Here is a 19835-nt window from a genome sequence, read left to right on the forward strand (position 1 = left end):
ATACTCCTTTACCATAAGCTTGTACCCGTTCTTCTAGCCACTCGGTTAAAGAATATTAGAATGATGAAATTAATAACTGAGTTAAATAGACCAACTGCCGTTGAATAACTATATTGTCCATGTAATAAACCCGCATCGTACACATATGTTTGGATGACTCTAGAAGAATCCAAATTCAATGGGTTTTGCATTAATAAGATCTTTTCAAAACCAATCGACATCATGCTTCCCATGTTTAAAATAAGAAGGATGATAATCGTCGGCAAAATACTTGGCAAATTAACATGGAAGATCCGTTGTAACCGCGTTGCCCCATCTACTTTCGCCGCTTCATGTAATTGCGGATCTACGCCAGCTAATGCAGCTAAATAAATGATGGCTCCCCAACCGAGATTTTGCCATTCATTCGACCAAACGAAGATCGATTTAAACCAAGCTGGTTCGGTCATAAAGCTAATTGGTTTAAATCCTATGGTTTGAATAAAGTTATTAATAATTCCTGTTGCAGGGTCTAAAAAGGCAATAATCATCCCGACAAAAACGACAACAGAAATGAAGTGAGGTGCATATGTAATCGTTTGAGCGATCTTCTTAAATTTCCCATCCCTTAATTCATTAAGTGAAAGGGCAACAATAATCGAAATTGGGAACAATGCTAGTGCATATAAATTTATTCCCAATGTATTTTTGATTAACTCCCAGAAGTAATGCGATTTAAAAAATCGGACAAAATGTTCAAAACCAACCCATTCACTTCCTAAAATACCATCTATCGCCCGAAAATCTTTAAAAGCAATTTGAACTCCATACATTGGGTAGTACTTAAACACGAGAAAGTAAATGATCGCCGGAGTTAATAGTAAGTAGAGCTGCCAATTGATTTTCATTCTTCTCCAGTTAAAGCGTTTTTTCCTAGCTAAACTGCGGGGTGTTGCTTTATCTGCCATTTGTGTAACAGTCCTTTCAGCCATCTGTGTGACAACTCCTTTCTATACAAAGGTTTTTGCATAACTTGCTCTGAATGAATAGGACTAGCCCTTACTCAGTTTCTCGTTTTACCGTAATTGGCAGCTTCCCGCTCACCTTCTCTTTACCAAAAATTGCAGATGCAGCAACTTTTAATGCAGGATAAGTAAATTCATACGTATTTATATAAGCTGGAACTTCAGGTAAGTATTTAAAGTCATACGGACCCCGCATTGCTATCACAACAAAGTCTATATTATGATTTGACAACTTATTAACTAAATCAATTTGTTTACTTCCTGGTGTAACTGACAGTGTACCTACGATTACAAAATCATAGCTGAGTGCTTTATCGATCATTGTGTCGATTTCTTGATCTGTTAAAAGATTCGGAAATTGGTATACATCGACATTTAAATGATGTAAACGAACCGCATCACCTAAAGATAAATGCGCATATCGTTTATCCTCAACTTGCATCGTTGTACCGTTATCAGGATGGATCACTAATATTCGGTTATGCTCTTTAACAGGCAATGGCAATATTCCATTGTTTTGAACAATTGTTACACTTTCTTTATAGACGTCATACGCTAATTTTTCATGTTTTTCACTACCAACAAAAGCCGGTACAACAAGTTCTTCCTTAAAAATGATGTCTTCCCAACTTGTATACTTTTCTTTTAATCTCTTAATTCGTTCAACCGCTTTGTCTATGATCCCTTCACCGATTTCCCCATTGGCAATCGATTTTGAGATTTCCATGATAGCGCCAACTTGTTTTTCATATGTGTGCGAGATCATTACAAAATCTACCCCGGCTTTAATTGCTGCTACGCTACCTTTTTCCGTACCAATCCCATTTGCAATCGCATTCATTTCCATACAATCGGTAGTCACCACTCCAGTAAAACCTAATTCTTCTCGAAGCAATCCAGTTATGATTTTCGAAGAGAGTGTAGCCGGTACATTCGTTTCTGTTTCAATTGCAGGAAAATATACATGCGCGGTCATAACTGTATCCGCACTGGCAGCAATTGCCGTTTGAAAAGGATATAGCTCAATTTTTTCTAATCGGGTTTTATCATGTGGAATGACTGGTAAATCTAAATGTGAGTCAACATTCGTATCGCCATGACCCGGAAAATGCTTTAACGTCGTAACGACCCCGGCAGCCTGCATTCCTTGCATTGCCGCTTTACCAAATTGGGCAACACTTTCTGCTGATTCTCCAAATGAGCGAACACCGATAACTGGGTTATCCGGGTTATTATTCACATCTAATACTGGGGCTAGATTCCAATTGATTCCTAACGCTTTTAATTCTTTGCCGGAAGCTTGTCCGATTACATAGGCATAATCTGGATTATGCGTTGCCCCTAATGCCATTGCCCCTGGAAAAATTGTTGTTCCTTCTCCTAAGCGACGTACAATACCATTTTCTTGATCGACGCAAATAAGTAATGGATGTTCGTAGCCAGCATTCTTTGCCTCATATTGAAGATCTGTCGTTAATTTCAATAATTCCCTAGGTGTACCGATATTACGACCAAATAATATAATTCCTCCAACATGATAGTTATGAATTAAGTCTTTTACTTGTTTTGTCACTTTTTTACCTGAAAATCCGATAACAAGTAGTTGTCCTACTTTTTTTGCCAGATTACTAGTTTCCATCTATTTTTCCTCCATCGGAACTTAGTTAAATTTCATATCCCGGGATAAATCCACCTTTTCTAACGTTTCCACCCGTAGGGTATTTTAATGTTTGAGCGTATTTTGAGCGATTCAGACATCCTCTTACCGTTCCAAGTGCTTTGTAATAATCATAGTAACGGAAGGAAGTTGAGTTCATAATAAACCAATAATTAGATAGTGCTTCCAAATATGTATCAAATTCGTCGGAGACATCAATATAAATATCCGGCTCGTACCCTTCCATATCCTCCCAATTTTCACTATGGTAAAACGGATAGTAATGTGGAGCTAGTCCCTCCAAATCAAATCCTGGTAAACCAGCTTTCATTTGTGCGGCTTGTAATAGTCTAGGACAAAGCGCATGATCCGGATGAATACTATTTTCCCAATGTGTAATAACAACCGTCGGTCTCAACTTACGCATCCATGTAGCAATATGTGTAATAATCTCGTCATTAATTGTTAATTCGGCATCTTTATAATCTAATGTAATGCTTTTTCCACCTAATATTTTAGCTACTTTTTCAGCTTCTTTCATTTTTTGCTTTTTATATTTTTCTTCAGAAATATGTGGAGGGTTTCCTTTTTCTCCTGGAGTTAAATGTAAAAAGGTCACTTCCCAGCCTGCTTTTGCATATTTATGTGCAATCGCTCCCGCTTGAATTTCTGCATCTCCACAATGCGCGCCAACAACGACTAAATGTTTTTTATTTGACATCTCTTACACCTCTATTTTGTTTTTAATTGATACCGCTTACACTCAAAAACTAATTTTTCAAAAACCTTTTTCTTGCTTCCAATATACCATAAAAAAAATAAAAGTGAAATAAAAATTTAATAAATATTAAAAATTATTGTATTATAGTTTCAGTTATTAATAATTATCTTATCAATTGTGCGCGGTGTAATTGAATCAGCAGAGACTTTAACTCCTTCTGATTGCCAATACAGCATTCACTCTATCACTTATAGGAGCTGAGAATTTCCGATGATTCGAATTAAATTAGGCTGCCTGCCGTTACAATACGATGATAAAGATTTCTCCCAATCGTTCCTTTTGGCATTACGTACGGACCTTCAAAATATAATCGTTTTTCCTCCAATTCTTCAATTTTATCGATCAATCCATCTATCCATTGACTTAATCGATGTTGAGTCGTTTCAATTCTCGCCAATATGCCACCATAGCGAATATCGATCACTTCCCAACCAAACGGCTTATTCATCATAAACCATAATTTCCGATGCGATACGCGCAACTTACTTACACTTTTCTTTACCTCCGCTAGTTCACTCCATAAAATCTGCATTTTTTCCTTATCTTTCGCCTCATATGCTTTTTGTAAATGTATTCCCATTTCTGCTTTCAGACTAAGCACATCAGCAAGTTGTTTATAAAAATCAAACATACATTGTAATTCAACTTGTTCATATTTCGTTATGGCTAATTCATAACTAAGTTGTTTATAATGTTCTTGCATATTTAAGCCGCGAATATTTTTGTCATATAAGCCAATTAAAGGATCTTGCCAAAGTAATAATTTTGATGGATTCGATTCATGTAAATTATTTTTTTCCACACCAGGCGTCTCATCAAATTGATTTAACATCATAAAATCAGTGAAATTCCCCCCAGTGCAAAAACGAAAGCGTTGCTCCAAATGGTCCGGGCTCACTTGTTCATAGTAGGAATGTTCAGCGTAAAGCTGTAAAATCGGCAATGATGTCATTAATGGTGTTTCCGCTCCATTGTCTCCCCACATCGTGGCAAATATTTCTTTAATCCCTGTTTTTTTACAAGCATTCAATGCTGCTTCAGTTGTTACCATTGCCTTTCCGTAATTTGGTGAAATCCCATTCCAGGTCCAAGCACCTCCCGCGAATATAGGATCGGATCCAAGTTCTTTATGCTTTTGAATAAAGGTATGATAAAAATCCTCTTCAGTATGATAATAATCCCAGTAAACGAGCTGAACATTTGGGATCGAATCTACTACTTCTGCTGGTATTTCCACATTAAGGTCGTAATAATCACGCTCTTTAGATCCCAGTCGAAAATACATATCACTCCAAATCATTGGCTTAAGACTCAATTTTTCTGTGATCTCAATGACGGAATTAAGATGCCTATTCATCAATTGAAATCGTTCTACATATCCATTTTTATCTAGATACTTACCTAAACCTAGCTGATGAGCCTCGTCCATCCCAATATGAATCCGTCTTGTTTGAAAGGGCCTTGATGCTGCTTCTATGATTTTTTCTAGAAAACGGTATGTTTCGGGTTCGTCTACTAGTAAAATATCTGCTGTATCACGAATGGGCGCGGCATAATTCCATTTTAAAGCCTCGGTTAAATGTGCCAATGTTTGGATACACGGAATCATTTCAATTCCTAATGCGGCGGCATAAAGATCACATATTTTTAGCTCACTTTCCGTATATTTTCCACGCATATATCCAAAATATGGGTATTCCTTCACTTCGTATGTATCTTCTGTGTAAACCATTAAAACATTTAACCCCATTACTGCCATTTTGCGCAGAAGGCCTTGAATATTCTCTACGGTTAACACAGCATTTCTTGAAGCATCAAGCATTGCTCCATTCGTATGAAATTGTGGTTTTTCAATTCGTTCAAAATCACCATGTCGAATGTAGTTTTCAATCCATAAACCTAATCCGCGAAAAAAATGAATTTTTTCCTGAAAGTATATTTCACCTTTTCCATTTTCATTTTTCACACGGATTGGACCTTCTCTTTCAATGAGTTGAATGATGTAACCATCCTCACTTTGCTCAAAATGAAGCTCTTTTGCTAGAATGGATAATCCGTCCGAAATGTTTGCCGTATGCCCTGTAAAATTAATTCGCAAATATAGCCCTCCTTAACAGCTTAAAATTGATTGCGCTTACAAAACAATATAACACAGAATGGATTAATCCGAAATAATAAATCAATATTTATTAGTTTATAATAAAATTTATTTTCAATCAAAAGTTTTTAGAGGTGCAACTTATTTATTGATCTCTCACTAAAATGACAAAAAACACTCCCCCATCCACTATAAGAAAATAGATTAACGGAGAGTGCTGTTATTTTTTAGGGGAAAGTTAGTATACTTTCCCCATCTCTTTATTCATTTGTTATGATGATGAAAAATTAGCTTCTAAACAGGAATCGTTATTACAAAAGTCGTTCCCTTTCCTTTTTCACTCTCTACTTCAATTTCTCCCTTCATTTCATTAATCGTGCCATAAACCATCAGCATACCTAAGCCTGTTCCCTCTATTTTATTTGAAAAATATGGTTTTCCTAAATATGCCACCTCTTTACTTGTCATGCCAATCCCAGTATCTGTAATTTTAAAGAATATTTTCTTATTTTCGTCCCAAATATCGATGTTGAGCGTACCGCCACTTTCTTTCATTGCCTCAATTCCATTTTTAAATAAATTAATGAAACATTGACGGATCTGATATTTATCGTAATTTTTATTTAATGAATTTTGGAAACGTGATTGAATATTGACTTGATTCATATTTGCATAAGGAATGAGTATATTCTTTGCGTATTCTATTTCATCTTTAAAATTTGAATAAATCATATTTGCTGATTGAGGCTTCGCGAAAGCTAGATAATCGCTTACAATTTTTTCTGCTCGTTCTAATTCTTTTAATGAGAAGTCAATATACATTCTCTCCTCACTAGTGATTGTGCTTGATTCGTTTAGCAGTTGTAGAAATCCGTTGGTGACAGTAAGTGGATTCCGGATTTCATGAGCAACACTTGCCGATAATTCCCCAATTACATTCAAACGTTCTGAATGTAAAAAACGCTCCCGGCTTTTCACATTAGAAATGATCCTTTCAATTAAGATCATAATCATAAAAATAACAATTGCATGAGTAGTTAAAGTATAGAATGATAATAGCCAATATTCTGTCGTTAATTCATGAAAAAATGAGCTTAGTGTAGACAGATAAAATATCGAGGTGCAAATTGAAACGAGTACCGCACATGAAATTCTCTTTTGTGTATTCAGTTGAAGAAATTTTCTACTAATTAAAGGGACAATCATAAAAATAACTGTGGAGAATACAAACGATTCAATAGTCCCTGCGCCACCGATAAAAAAACGCCATATATTTAAAATGATATAAAGCGGAAATACCATTTTATAGCCACCAAACAGAGCAATAAGAATGAAAGGGATGTACCTTAAATCAACAATAAATCCGCTTTCTAATTTAATAGGAAAAGTCATGCACAGTACCATCGAAATCGATGAAAAGATAATAGGAATTACTTTATTATCATGATATATTCCATTTTCGAAAAAAACGACATATAGTAAAACAGGAAATAGTAAGAATAAGAAATTTAATAGTAAGGCTTCAATCAAGGAGGAACCCTCTTTCTTGACAATCTTATACAAGTACAATTGTATTAGTTATATCTTACCGAAAATGATTATTTTTGTACAATGGATTTACAATTTACTAGTTTTTAAAAACGGGGAAAAATTAAGAGAAAAAAAGCGTCCACGCTCTTATATATCAAGAGTTTGAACGCTTGTGCAGAATAGTTTCTTCACTAATTACTAAAAGCAAATGGAAGATTATGGGCCTTCGCGACTTCTTTAAATGCAATTTCTCCGTTAATAACGTTTAGCCCTTTATAAAGGGATGGATTATCATTTAAAGCTTTCGTATAGCCTTTATTCGCAATTTGTAAAATATACGGGACCGTTGTATTCGTAAGTGCAAGCGTTGAAGTTCGAGGAACGGCTCCAGGCATATTACCAACGGCATAATGAACGACCCCATGTTTTACATACGTTGGATTTGCATGGGTTGTTACCTGAGTTGCCGTTTCGAAAATGCCCCCTTGATCGATGGCTACATCAACGATCACTGAACCGTTTTCCATATAACTAACCATTTCCTCGGTTACAAGCTTTGGTGCTTTGGCGCCAGGGATTAATACCGCTCCAATAACGAGATCGGCCTCAGCGACCGCTTGGCTAATATTAAAGGAATTTGACATTAATGTGCTAATCGAATGTCCAAATAAATCATCCAATTCACGAAGACGTGCTGGATTTACATCAATTATCGATACTTGAGCCCCAAGGCCTACGGCGATTTTAGCGGCATTTGTGCCAACGACTCCGCCGCCGATAATCGTCACTTTTCCTCTTTTAACCCCCGGTACCCCTCCGAGTAATATTCCTTTTCCTCCCCTTGTTTTTTCCAGAAAAGACGCACCGATTTGCGTCGCCATTCTTCCGGCAACTTCACTCATTGGTGTAAGCAGTGGTAAGGATTTATCGGGTAATTGTACCGTTTCATAGGCAATTGCCACTACATTTTTTTCCATTAATGCTTCCGTTAATGGTTGATCGGCGGCTAAATGCAAATAGGCGAATAAAATTAAACCATCATAGAAATATTGATACTCCTCTTGGATCGGCTCTTTCACTTTTATGACCATTTCACATGCCCATGCATCGGCAGCTGTTTCGACAACCGTCGCACCTGCTGCTGTATATTGTTCATCAAGAAAGCCTGATTTCGCTCCTGCTCCCTTTTCAATAAACACTTGATGATTATGAGCGACTAGCTCCATGACACCCGAAGGCGTTAGAGCTACTCGATTTTCATTGTTTTTCACTTCTTTTGGAACACCAATTTTCATGGTTTATCAGCCCTTCTTCCATGAATTTATTTTGGCATGTCTTCATGAATTAATTATATACTCAGTATTACCTCGATTACTGTTTTTATGATAAAATCTAAATCCTCTTCTTCGATCGATAAAGGTGGGGCTAATGTTAAAACATTATTAAATCCGGCAACGGTTGCTCCATTTTTGCCAATGATCAATCCTTTTTGTTTACAGTCTGCAATGATTTGATTGACTACATTTGCTTCAAGCGGCACCTTTGTTGCTTTATCTTTCACAAGCTCAATCCCTATAAGCAAACCCTTTCCTCTTACATCTCCAACAAACGGATGATCTTCAAGCGATGTAGCCAAGCTTTGCTTTACATATTCACCTAACTGTTTTGATCTTGCGAATAAGTTCTCGTTTTCCAAAATCTCAATATTTTTTAACGCAAGGGCACATGCGGCTGGGTTTCCTCCAAATGTATTAATATGCCGGAAATAATCATATTCGCCGGCTCCTTTAAAAACCTCATATATTTCTTTTTTAACGGCTGTTGCTGATAGGGGCAAATAAGCACTCGTAATCCCTTTTGCCATTGTAATAATATCTGGTTTCACCCCATAATTCATGAATCCGAACGGCTCTCCCGTCCGTCCAAACCCACAAATTACTTCATCAGCAATGAGCAAGGCACCATGTTTTTCACAAACTTCCTTTACTCCCTTCATGTATTCATCGTGAGGGACGATCACCCCACCACCGGTAATTATTGGTTCCATAATAACGCCGGCGATCGTTTCACTTAACTCCCAGGTCATTACCCGATCCATTTCTTTAACGGATTCCAATTCGGTTGCAGCACAATCGACTTTATCAGTAGAGCGATAGACATCAGGTGGGGCGACATGAATAAATCCAGGTGCCAATGGCTCGAATTTATACTTTCGCTGCGCCTGCCCAGTTGCAGCTAGAGCTCCCATTGAATTTCCGTGATATGCTCGATATCTAGAAATAAATTTATAACGGCTATGCTCGCCTTTTTGCTGATGGTATTGTCTTACTAATTTAAATGCCGTTTCATTTGCTTCTGAACCGCTATTTGAAAAAAAGATCACATATTCATCACCGAGCATTTCATTTAACTTTTCTCCGAGCTTAATCGCCGGTGTATGGCTTTGAGTTAATGGAAAATATGCCATTTCTTTTAATTGTTCAAAGGCTGCTTCAGCTAACTCTGTTCTTCCATAGCCAACATTGACACACCATAGCCCTGACATTGCATCTAAATATCGCTTGCCCTGATGATCAGTAATCCATGATCCTTGTGCTTTTTCTGCAATCATCGTAGAATCAGGGCTGTAAGGTTTCATTGAATGCCAAACGTATTCTTCGTCCTTCGTTAATAAATCTTCACTTTGTTGAATATTAGTCATCCCTTTCACCTCATTTATGATTAATAGTCAAAACGGGATGTGATCATTTTTTTGCGAGTAAAAAAATTTACCCCATCTTTTCCATTCACATGAAGATCTCCATAGAAAGAATCTTTCCAACCGGAGAATGGGAAAAAGGCCATCGTAGCTGGTACTCCGACATTGATTCCTAACATGCCTGCATCAGCCTCTTCTCTAAATTGCCTAACTGCCTTGGCATCTTTCGTATAAATCGTTGCCCCATTTCCGAAGCGTGATTGGCGAATATAATCAAGTCCCTCATCTAAATCATCCGCTCGCAGCAAGCTGAGAACGGGAGCAAAAATTTCGTCCTTCGCAATCGTCATACTTGGTGTTACATGATCAAAGATCGTCGGTCCAAGAAATGTGCCTTCTTCAAATTCATCGATTTCTTTTCGTCCGTCCCTAATTAATGACGCACCTTCTTCAAGTCCGAGCTGAATATAATCCAATACTTTTTTACGATGTGACTCTCTAATAACCGGAGTTAATAATACATCTTCATCCAACCCATTTCCGATTGTCAGCTCATTTGCTTTTTGCCTCAACGCCTGAACGAATGCATCACCTTCTCCGACAACGACAACTGCACTACACGCCATACAACGCTGACCCGCGCTGCCAAATGCGGAACTAATAATTTGCGTAACCGCCGTTTCAACGTCAGCGTCTGGCATGACGATATGATGATTTTTTGCACCTGATAATGCTTGAACTCTCTTTCCTTGTGCTGCAGCACGTTCATATACATATTTTGCAACCGGCTGGGAACCGACAAATGAGATTGCCTTAATATCTTGATGTTCCAGTAATCCATTTACAACGTCATGTGCGCCATGAACGATGTTTAAAACTCCTTTTGGCGCTCCAGCTTCAGTAAAAAGCTTTACTAATTCATTTGCGAGAATGGGCGTCCGTTCAGACGGCTTTAGTACAAACGTATTCCCACATGCGATCGCTAATGGAAACATCCATAACGGAACCATCATTGGAAAATTAAATGGTGTAATCCCTCCGACAACTCCTAATGGATAGCGAAACATTTCTGAATCAATATTATCGGCAATATTAGATAATGTCTCCCCCATCATTAATGTTGGTGCACCTGCGGCAAATTCTACGCACTCAATGCCTCTTTGTACTTCTCCATATGCTTCTTTATACGCTTTACCATTCTCCTGTACGATCAATTTTGCTAGCTTTTCATGATTTTCTGTTAATAAGTAATGATATTTATATAAAATTCTTGCTCTTTTTGGGACGGGGGTGTTTTTCCATGTTTTGAATGCTTCCTTCGCTGCCTGAACGGCGAGGTTTACATCCTCCTTTGAAGAAATCGGTACATTAGCTAATGTTTCTCCTGTCGCAGGATTGGGCACATCTACTGTTTCTGTCCCGAGCGCATTTACCCATTCCCCGTTAATATAATTTTTTAATAATGCTGTTTCTTCTTTAATGACTGTCATGATTCCGCTCCTCCTCCTTTGTTTGCTTATATATAAATTATCACTTATCGAGAAAAGGCTTTCATTAGACATTTTGTAAAATACCAACTTCATTTTCCGCTACAATATGCAAACATCAGGCTTTTAATCGGTACTTATGTCTAATATGCTTCACGATTTGCATTTTTTTCCTGCTTTAATGCTGATAAAAATTCATTGGATAAAATCATCATCTCAATTGCTACTCTTTTCTCCTGATCCATAAAATCATTTCCAAGTAATTTTTCCAATCTTTCTAAACGGTGATACAGTGTTTGTCTTACAATAAATAATTGCTTCGCTGTTTCTTGTTTTGAGCCATTACAAGCCAAATAGGCTTTTAATGTTTCCATTAATTTCCCATTATTTTTTTGATCATACGTAATCACAGGCTCTAAATATTCAAGTACCGTTTCTCGTAAATCAGAATGACGATGTAACAAATGAATAAAGCGAAAAATATGAAGATCATCATAAAAATGCTGTTCTGAGTGGTCCGGTCGTCTCTCCTGAATGCGAATCGTTTCCAATGCTGTTTCATAGCTTTTATGTATTCTCGTTAACTCCACTTCATATTTTCCAACGCCGATCATTTGCTTCAACTTTATTTGCGCTTGCGACTTCTTTAAACGACGAATTCCTTCCTTCATTCTTTTTTTCCACGTCGCACTGCTTCTTTCATTGATCATGATGCATACAAGCGTATTTCTTTCTTCAATCGAAAAAAAAGAAAAACCTTGCTGCTCAAAAATCGTTCTGAAATAAAGCTTAAAATAGGTTAAATCGATTTTCGAATAATAATCGAGTGCCTCAAGCTTACAAATACAAACTAACGCTCCTTTCGATTTGACTGCTGGCATATGATAAGCTAGATAATCATAAATTGATTCCTCACTTTCATCTCCCTTTAGCCACCTTTTTAACCATTCTGTCTCTTCTACTCTCCGTTTTTCTTCTACATAAAGTTCACGTAAAAAAAATTGAGCAAGCGCCGTTGCTGTTCGATCTAAAATCAATTGATCATATTCACTTAATGATCTTTCATTGGACGTAATCATAAGCTCAGCAAAATGATCTCCCATTAAATGGATTGGTGTTCTAATCGTTGAAAACGATCCTATCCCTTCTTTATTTTCAACCATCTCAAGAAGAGCCCGCCGTTTTAATTCAATCACCTCAGGTATAAACTGGATCTCTTTATTGCTAAATTCAAGAATGACTTGAACATGTAAATATTTCTGAATAAATTTTAAAATTTCCGAGTAGTGCTCGATTGTTAGAAGCTTTTTATTTAAAACTTGTGAATACTTCTCTAAATCCGCTGTCATTTGATATTGACGATTAATGAGAAGTGAATGAATATCTTGGGTAATTTCTACAAATGGAACTTCTTTCTGAAATATAATAAGAGGAAAATGGAATCGATTGGCTATGTCGATAATTTCCTGGGGAATCAAGGATGTATATGTCACCATTTCTAAACAAAGTCCCGCTGCTTCTATTTCAATTAATTGCTCGATTAATGAAATGAATTGCTCACGATCCCCTTTCCAAACGATTCCAGTTGAAAGGATCAATTCGTTGCCATTCAATAGATTGCGAATGTTCGTCACCTCAACGACATGGACCCATTTTACAATTCGATTAAGTCCTTCACTACCAGCAATCACATCAATATTTTCAAAATGCTTCCTTTGGAGAATATCTTCAACCGTAATATAAGATTTCAATTTGAAGCACCCTTTTTATAAGATTTTTAAAAGAACAAAAGCGAAAGCGCCCGTTTAGCGACGTACAAACTGCGCCAACAGGATGTTGGTGCGTCGACGTTCCCACAGGACGTGGCGGTCTAAGTCGACGATCCTTAAAGGAAACACAGCCGATGTTGACTTATCATACAGCTAGTCGCTGGCCGCCTGGAGCTAGACATAGATTGCTCCAAGATAAGCTGTCCACAAGCAAGCATTCTATACTTTCCTAGACAATGAGAAGAAACTGGTAAACAATTAACTTGTTCACCAGCTTCCAACAATTTCATCCCGTTTTTCTTTGTTGCTCAAGTAAAACGACAGAAAAATATTTCCGGCCATTTGCCGTTAAAATATGCAATGTTTCATTTTCAACTTGGGATTCCGTATATTTTTCAAAATCAACGAAAGCGCCACTTAAATTTTCCGTAATGCTCTTTATCTTATACCCTTGCGCTACTAAATAATCAATTTGATCTCTCTCCTGTAAAAATTCCTGATATTCTGTCATATAATAAATTCACTCCTTAGAGAAGTAGATTTTCTATACGTTTCTAGTTACCGTATCGTGGACAACGATCTCCTCCCTGATAGGAATTTCCCAATCACGGCCGACCGTAATTCCTAAATATTTTTCATCATTTGGATCTTCAATTTCCGCTTGCTTATATTTTTTAAACCACCAATACTTTGCAAGGAAATAATAAACGATTCCTCCGACAGCAAAGCCAATGATAAACGAATATGCCTGCAAAAAGTATGATGCGATGCCACCGACTGCCCAAGCAATCATACCAGCCATATTAAATCCGTTCATAAAGGCAAACTGCCCATCACCTTCATATAAATCACGTACATTTACCCGACGTTTTCGAAGAAGATAATAGTCAGTAAATAATATCCCAACAATTGCTGATAAAATCCCGCCAATAATAAGCAGTGCCGGGATAATAACATCGAATAAACTCCATGGTTGAACGACGATGCCGATTATACCGGCGATCATGACGGCCACCCAAAACGGTACTTTCGGGCCTCCTACATTCGAGAAGATCGTTGCCGCTGGAATGACATTAGCCGATGTATTCGTGGACCATTGCGCAAATACAATCATTAACAATAAAATTCCTAGAACAAAGCCGTTTGCCGCTTCACTTAGTGCTGCTATCGGGTCAAATGTAGTGACCGCAATGTAGGCGACTGCTCCGATAATGATCATAAATGTATTGACAATTGGCATCACGATAATGCTTCCTACAATTTGTGATTTATTTCGCTTAAACCAGTTTCTTTCATTTCTTGGGGCTTTAAAAAATCTTGATAACGAGGGCATATCAGCAGCCAACGTGGCCCAAAAACCCATATTGCTCATAACAATTACCATAAATGCTGTAATCGCTGCTCCACCCGTCACCGGACTTTCCACCCAGCTCCAAACGGCTCTACCTTGTGAGGCTGCTTGATCAGAGAGTGATGTGTACATCCAGGCTGATATGAGAATGATCGTCGGTGCCGCCAAATCTGCAAATCTTTCAATTGCCTTTATTCCTAGCGCGGTATTAACGAGTTGAAGCACCGCAAATATTAAAAAGCAAACGAACCAATTATCAAATCCAACAAGTAAAGCTAAAATCCCATTCATTGCGGTAGCACCGAAATACGTATTTAACCCAAACCAACAAGAAGCAGTAATACCCCGTACCAATGATGGTAAATGTGTACCAATCGTTCCGAATGGCGCCCGCATATACACAGGGAATGATAGACCATGTTCGATGCCAATATCACCAATAATCGTCATAAAAATCCCAATCGCTACCGATCCAATTAATGTGGCAACAATCACCCATCCGAGTGATAAGCTCTGTACTCCGGCCCCACCAATCGCAAATGCAGCTAAAACGACCGCCATACCTACCCAAATAACCGCGAAACCTTTCGTGCCGATGTTTCGATCATGGTGGGCAATGGGAAGTAAGTCAGCTGATTTCAAATAATCTCCACTCTGCTTCATGAGTGCACCTCTCTTTGACTCGTCATCATGCCATTGTGATTTGCAGTGAAATTCACTTAAGCAATATCTTCGTCATCTAACCCCACTTCGTATATATCCACGTCTTCTGGAACCTCACCGCCTGGAAGAACAAGATTTAATAGCACACCAACGATTGCAGCTAAAGCCATCGCATGGATCTCAAAATTTTCAGCAAACTTTAATGTCGCACCACCTATTCCGATGACGAGAATGACAGATGAAATAATGAGGTTTCGCTTATCTCCAAAATCAACTTTTGTATCAACAAGCATACGTAAACCAGAAGCAGCAATGATCCCAAATAAAAGAATCGAAATACCTCCCATGACTGGTGTTGGGATCGAACTGATAAGCGCGGTGATTTTACCGATAAATCCAAAGCAAATCGCCAACACTGCCGCGCCACCAATAACGAAAACACTAAAAACACGTGTAATCGCTAATACTCCAATGTTTTCTCCATATGTTGTATTTGGTGGACCACCAATAAGGGCAGCAAGCATGGTCGCCACACCATCCCCCATAATGGAACGATGCAATCCAGGTCTTAGGAGTAAATCCTTTTGCACTACTTTACTTAATACCATCTGATGCCCGATATGTTCAGATAGTGTAACGATTGAAACTGGAACCATTAAAGAAACGATCGTCCATGAGAAACTTGGTGTGTACGTCACATACGGGATAAGAAACGCTGGAGCTTCAAAAAAACTCGCTGCTTTTACTCCAGATAGATCAACAATTCCAGCAGCTGCCGCGTAGGCATATCCACCGATAATTCCAATTAAAACAGGAATTAAATTAAGGAATCCTTTTAAAAAGATAGAGCTTAACACAACAATTAAAAGCGTGACTAATGCGACGGAAAAATAAAGCAAACTATAATCACCATCAGGGTTATTCATTGCCATATCAACCGCGACGGGAGCCAAACTTAAACCTATGACAACAATTACAGGCCCGACAACGACAGGAGGTAATATTTTAACGATCCATTTATGGCCAGCCGCTTTAATTAACAGCGCAACGATCCCGTAGACAAGGCCCGCTAAAAAGCTTCCGATCATTGCTGCACCAGGTCCTCCAACTGCTGTTGCCGCAATGATCGGTACGATAAAAGCAAAGGAAGAACCAACATATGCAGGAACTTGCCCTTTCGTAATCAGAAGAAAAGCAATTGTGCCTAAACCACTTGAAATAAGCGCAACCCCTGGACTTAAATCCACTAAGTATGGTACAAGAATCGTTGCCCCAAACATCGCAAATAGATGTTGTAAACTTAGTACGATAAATTGTGCAGGTGGTGGAGATTCTTGAATCCCAACGACAATTTTTGAGTTTTCATTTGTCATTTCAATTCATCCTCACGAATTTTATTTTTCAATTACCCCTTGGCAAAATGCGTCCAGATTTTTTTCGAGATTGCTTGATAGCCTTCTCTAATAATCTGTAACATCCGCCAAAGGCTTAACTTGAATCAGCAGCGAGTTTGAATCTAATTTGAAAGACAATACGGTGTTCATCGCACCATTTAAAGGAGTGAGGGGCTTCTGCTGATTCGGGTTAATTCTTCTGAATTGAATAGATGCAAAGAGAGCGCAAGCGCCCGTTTAACGACAGGCAAACTAGTTAAAAGAATGATTATCGACGAAGGGTTATTTTTAATAGATAAAGAAACACGATGTAAACAGTAGTTTGCTTGTCGCTGGGCGTCTGAAGTTAGACACTTAATACCCTATTTTAATTCTTACTGCTAAGAAACTTCCTTAAGCTCGGTTCATTTTTGGCTTTAACGATTAAATACTTTATTCTTTTCAACTTGCTTCATCTCACCATACTTTGCCCGTTTCAAATATTGGCCAGCACCGACCTTTCCAACAAATTGTTTATCGCGAATGACAAACTTTCCTCGTGATAGTACCGAGATTGGTTCGCCTGTTACTTTCATTCCTTCAAACGCGTTGTAATCCACCGCCATATGATGAGTTCCCGCAGAAATGGTTCTCTCAATCGTCGGATCAAAAATGACAATATCTGCATCAACACCCACAGCGATCGTTCCTTTTTTAGGATATAATCCGAATAACTTTGCACTTCTCGTTGAAATGATATCAACAAATTGATTCAATGAAATTTTTCCTTTCTTCACACCTTCTGAGAAAAGAATGCTAAAACGATCTTCAATCATCGGCCCGCCATTTGGAATTTTTGAAAAATCGCCCTTCCCAAGCTCTTTTTGTCCTTTGAAATCAAATGAACATTGATCAGAACCGATCGTTTGTAACTCGCCATTTCTTAATGCCGTCCATAATGCATCCTGATTCCATTTTTCACGCAGCGGCGGTGACCATACATATTTAGCACCTTCAAAATTCGGCTTTTCTAGATAAGTTTGATCAAGGACTAAATATTGAGGACATGTTTCACCCCATATATCAATCCCATTTTTTCTTGCTTCAGCAATTTTATTTACAGCATCCGCACAAGTTACGTGAACGACGTAAAGCTGCGAATTTGCCAATCCTGCAAAGGCTGCTGCCCTCCCAGTCGCCTCACCCTCCATCTCCGGTGGTCTCGTTAAAGCATGATAAATCGGATCAGTCTTTCCTTGTTGTAATGCCTTTTTGGTTAAATGGTCAATGACATCACCGTTTTCTGCGTGTACCATCACAAGTGCTCCAAGTTCTTTCGCAGCAATGAGTGTTTTAAACAATGTTTCATCATCCGCTTGAAGGACATTTTTATACGCCATAAATACTTTAAACGATGTAATTCCATCATCTTTAATGACGGTTGGAAGTTCTTGTAAAACTGCATCATTCACTTCGCCGATCATTAAGTGAAAGCCGTAATCAATGACTGCTTTATTTTCAGACTTTGCATGCCATGTGGCAATCGCCTCTTTAAGTGGCTCCCCTTTATTCGTCAAACAAAAATCAATAATTGTCGTCGTTCCTCCAAAGGCAGCAGCCATCGTCCCCGTTTCAAAATCATCCTTCGTTACCGTTCCACCAAAAGGCATTTCAAGATGTGTATGGGGGTCGACTCCACCTGGAAACAAATAACAATTTTGCGCATCAATTACTTCCGCATCTTCTGTTGGTATATTGTCTCCAATTGCACTAATGACTTCATTTTCAATGAGTACATCCGCTTTATAAATATCCGCAGCCGTTACGATCGTTCCATTTTTAATTACTTTTCTCATACTTCCTCCCTAAATGATTTTGACGTATATAAGTTGAAATAAATAACATACAATGCGAAAGCTACACACCGTTGATTTTCGCTTTCCGGGGGCGTTGAGCCCCCTGAACAATTGAAGAAGCTTCCCCGAACGTACACCGCACGAAGGAAATGCGTAGTATTTTCGAGGAGTCGCCACCTTTCACTCATATCAACTAGGTATGCATTTATTGTTCAAAAACATTTAAATGGAAAATTTTATTTTTAGCTTATACAGATTATTTATTTACGACATCAACACCACACCCCACAGCACCAAGAGCGGTTTGACGTTCGTTCCATGTTAATGGAGGAAGCCCATTTGTGATTTCAACCATATCAATCGCTCCATCTACTGGACAGACAATCGAACATAAGTTACAGCCGACACAATCTTCTTCTCTCACTTTCAATATATTGTATCCGTTTTCATCTTGAAGCATATCGATGCATTGATGTGCTGTATCCTCACAAGCGATATGACATTTATTACAGTTGATACAAATATCATTATTAATTCTTGCAACAATTTGATAATTAAGATCAAGATTGCCCCAGTCAGAATATTTGTGGACTGCCCTGCCAACAATATCCTGAATACTTTCGATCCCTTTCTCATCTAAATAATAATTTAGACCTTCAATCATATCTTCAACAATTCGAAAACCGTGATGCATTGCCGCTGTACATACTTGGACACCAGTCGCGCCCATTAGCATAAATTCAACTGCATCTTGCCAATTTGACACGCCACCAATTCCTGAGATTGGGAGATTGATCCTTGAGCTTCTTGCACATTCAGCAACCATATTCAGGGCAATTGGCTTCACAGCTGGACCGCAATAACCACCATGTGCTCCCTTTCCTGCTACATTCGGAATTGTATTCCATGTATCAATATCAACACCGGCCAAACTGTTGATTGTATTAATCATACTGATTGCATCAGCACCGCCATTTGTTGCAGCTTCGGCCGTTACCGTAATATCTGTAATATTCGGTGTCAGCTTAACAATGACAGGGGTTTGGGCTACTTCCTTCACCCAATATGTTTGTTTTCTTACTAACTCAGGCACTTGACCAGATGCTGATCCCATTCCCCTTTCAGCCATTCCATGTGGACAGCCAAAATTAAGTTCAAGCCCATCAACACCAACATCTTCTACTCTTTTTACAATTTCATGCCATTTTTCCTGCTTTGGCTCAACCATTAATGAAGCGATAATCGCATGGTTAGGAAATCGCTTTTTTGTTTCATAAATTTCCTTTAAGTTGACTTCTAACGGTCTGTCCGTAATTAATTCAATATTATTAAAGCCTGCGACTTTTTTACCGTTAAAACTAACCGCAGCAAATCGTGATGACGTATTTATAATTGGCTCCCCTAATGTTTTCCAAACAGCTCCTCCCCATCCCGCTTCAAACGCACGTTGGACTTGATAACCTGAGTTTGTCGGAGGTGCAGAAGCTAACCAAAATGGGTTAGGCGATTCAATTCCCGCTAAATTTATTCGTAAATCAGCCATCTTAATCCCTCCCTAAAAATACGAC

Annotated in this window: 14 protein-coding genes; all 14 read right to left on the reverse strand. The window is 38.3% G+C overall.

Annotated features, from left to right (window positions below; translation table 11 throughout):
* Positions 1–8: 8 nt before the first annotated feature.
* The 14 genes from KHA95_RS07565 to preA all read right to left on the reverse strand — a co-directional run bounded on the left by KHA95_RS07565 (position 9) and on the right by preA (position 19810).
* The gene (locus KHA95_RS07565; RefSeq protein WP_249316627.1) at positions 9–971 is read right to left on the reverse strand and encodes an ABC transporter permease; all 963 of its coding nucleotides are present in this window, start codon (positions 969–971) and stop codon (positions 9–11) included.
* 67 nt (positions 972–1038) lie between these two features.
* Positions 1039–2643 carry a beta-N-acetylhexosaminidase gene (gene nagZ / locus KHA95_RS07570; RefSeq protein WP_213136859.1) on the reverse strand — a complete coding sequence of 535 codons (1605 nt, stop codon included), beginning with the start codon at positions 2641–2643 and terminating at the stop codon, positions 1039–1041.
* Positions 2644–2668: 25 nt separating this feature from the next.
* Positions 2669–3382, reverse strand: a complete 714-nt coding sequence (locus KHA95_RS07575; protein WP_213136860.1) for a PIG-L deacetylase family protein — start codon at positions 3380–3382, stop codon at positions 2669–2671.
* Between the two features lie 280 nt (positions 3383–3662).
* Complete coding sequence (locus tag KHA95_RS07580) at positions 3663–5540, reverse strand: beta-N-acetylhexosaminidase (RefSeq protein ID WP_213136861.1); 1878 nt, start codon at positions 5538–5540, stop codon at positions 3663–3665.
* A 294-nt stretch (positions 5541–5834) separates the two neighbouring features.
* A complete protein-coding gene (locus KHA95_RS07585) occupies positions 5835–7070 on the reverse strand; it encodes an ATP-binding protein (RefSeq protein ID WP_213136862.1) in 1236 nt (411 codons plus the stop codon).
* A gap of 191 nt (positions 7071–7261) precedes the next feature.
* Positions 7262–8365, reverse strand: a complete 1104-nt coding sequence (ald, locus tag KHA95_RS07590; protein WP_213136863.1) for an alanine dehydrogenase — start codon at positions 8363–8365, stop codon at positions 7262–7264.
* 53 nt (positions 8366–8418) lie between these two features.
* Positions 8419–9771, reverse strand: a complete 1353-nt coding sequence (locus tag KHA95_RS07595) for an aspartate aminotransferase family protein (protein WP_213136864.1) — start codon at positions 9769–9771, stop codon at positions 8419–8421.
* Between the two features lie 20 nt (positions 9772–9791).
* Positions 9792–11258 (reverse strand): CoA-acylating methylmalonate-semialdehyde dehydrogenase, encoded by a 1467-nt coding sequence (locus tag KHA95_RS07600; RefSeq protein ID WP_213136865.1) that lies wholly within the window; start codon positions 11256–11258, stop codon positions 9792–9794.
* A gap of 140 nt (positions 11259–11398) precedes the next feature.
* Positions 11399–13006 carry a PucR family transcriptional regulator gene (locus KHA95_RS07605; protein WP_213136866.1) on the reverse strand — a complete coding sequence of 536 codons (1608 nt, stop codon included), beginning with the start codon at positions 13004–13006 and terminating at the stop codon, positions 11399–11401.
* Positions 13007–13310: 304 nt separating this feature from the next.
* Entirely contained in the window at positions 13311–13535 is a 225-nt protein-coding gene (locus tag KHA95_RS07610) for a hypothetical protein (protein ID WP_213136867.1), read from the reverse strand.
* Positions 13536–13568: 33 nt separating this feature from the next.
* Positions 13569–15038 (reverse strand): NCS1 family transporter, encoded by a 1470-nt coding sequence (locus KHA95_RS07615; protein WP_213136868.1) that lies wholly within the window; start codon positions 15036–15038, stop codon positions 13569–13571.
* Between the two features lie 56 nt (positions 15039–15094).
* Entirely contained in the window at positions 15095–16411 is a 1317-nt protein-coding gene (locus KHA95_RS07620; RefSeq protein WP_213136869.1) for a solute carrier family 23 protein, read from the reverse strand.
* 437 nt (positions 16412–16848) lie between these two features.
* Positions 16849–18267 carry a dihydropyrimidinase gene (gene hydA / locus KHA95_RS07625; protein WP_213136870.1) on the reverse strand — a complete coding sequence of 473 codons (1419 nt, stop codon included), beginning with the start codon at positions 18265–18267 and terminating at the stop codon, positions 16849–16851.
* 256 nt (positions 18268–18523) lie between these two features.
* Complete coding sequence (gene preA / locus KHA95_RS07630) at positions 18524–19810, reverse strand: NAD-dependent dihydropyrimidine dehydrogenase subunit PreA (RefSeq protein ID WP_213136871.1); 1287 nt, start codon at positions 19808–19810, stop codon at positions 18524–18526.
* Positions 19811–19835: the final 25 nt, after the last annotated feature.

Source organism: Bacillus sp. FJAT-50079, from assembly GCF_018343515.1.
Lineage (GTDB): Bacteria > Bacillota > Bacilli > Bacillales > Bacillaceae_C > Lederbergia.

Coding starts and splice junctions, on each gene's coding strand:
- KHA95_RS07565 (WP_249316627.1), bottom strand. CDS start 971: ATGGCTGAAAGGACTGTTACACAAATGGCAGATAAAGCAACACCCCGC.
- nagZ (WP_213136859.1), bottom strand. CDS start 2,643: ATGGAAACTAGTAATCTGGCAAAAAAAGTAGGACAACTACTTGTTATC.
- KHA95_RS07575 (WP_213136860.1), bottom strand. CDS start 3,382: ATGTCAAATAAAAAACATTTAGTCGTTGTTGGCGCGCATTGTGGAGAT.
- ald (WP_213136863.1), bottom strand. CDS start 8,365: ATGAAAATTGGTGTTCCAAAAGAAGTGAAAAACAATGAAAATCGAGTA.
- KHA95_RS07595 (WP_213136864.1), bottom strand. CDS start 9,771: ATGACTAATATTCAACAAAGTGAAGATTTATTAACGAAGGACGAAGAA.
- KHA95_RS07600 (WP_213136865.1), bottom strand. CDS start 11,258: ATGACAGTCATTAAAGAAGAAACAGCATTATTAAAAAATTATATTAAC.
- KHA95_RS07610 (WP_213136867.1), bottom strand. CDS start 13,535: ATGACAGAATATCAGGAATTTTTACAGGAGAGAGATCAAATTGATTAT.
- KHA95_RS07615 (WP_213136868.1), bottom strand. CDS start 15,038: ATGAAGCAGAGTGGAGATTATTTGAAATCAGCTGACTTACTTCCCATT.
- KHA95_RS07620 (WP_213136869.1), bottom strand. CDS start 16,411: ATGACAAATGAAAACTCAAAAATTGTCGTTGGGATTCAAGAATCTCCA.
- hydA (WP_213136870.1), bottom strand. CDS start 18,267: ATGAGAAAAGTAATTAAAAATGGAACGATCGTAACGGCTGCGGATATT.
- preA (WP_213136871.1), bottom strand. CDS start 19,810: ATGGCTGATTTACGAATAAATTTAGCGGGAATTGAATCGCCTAACCCA.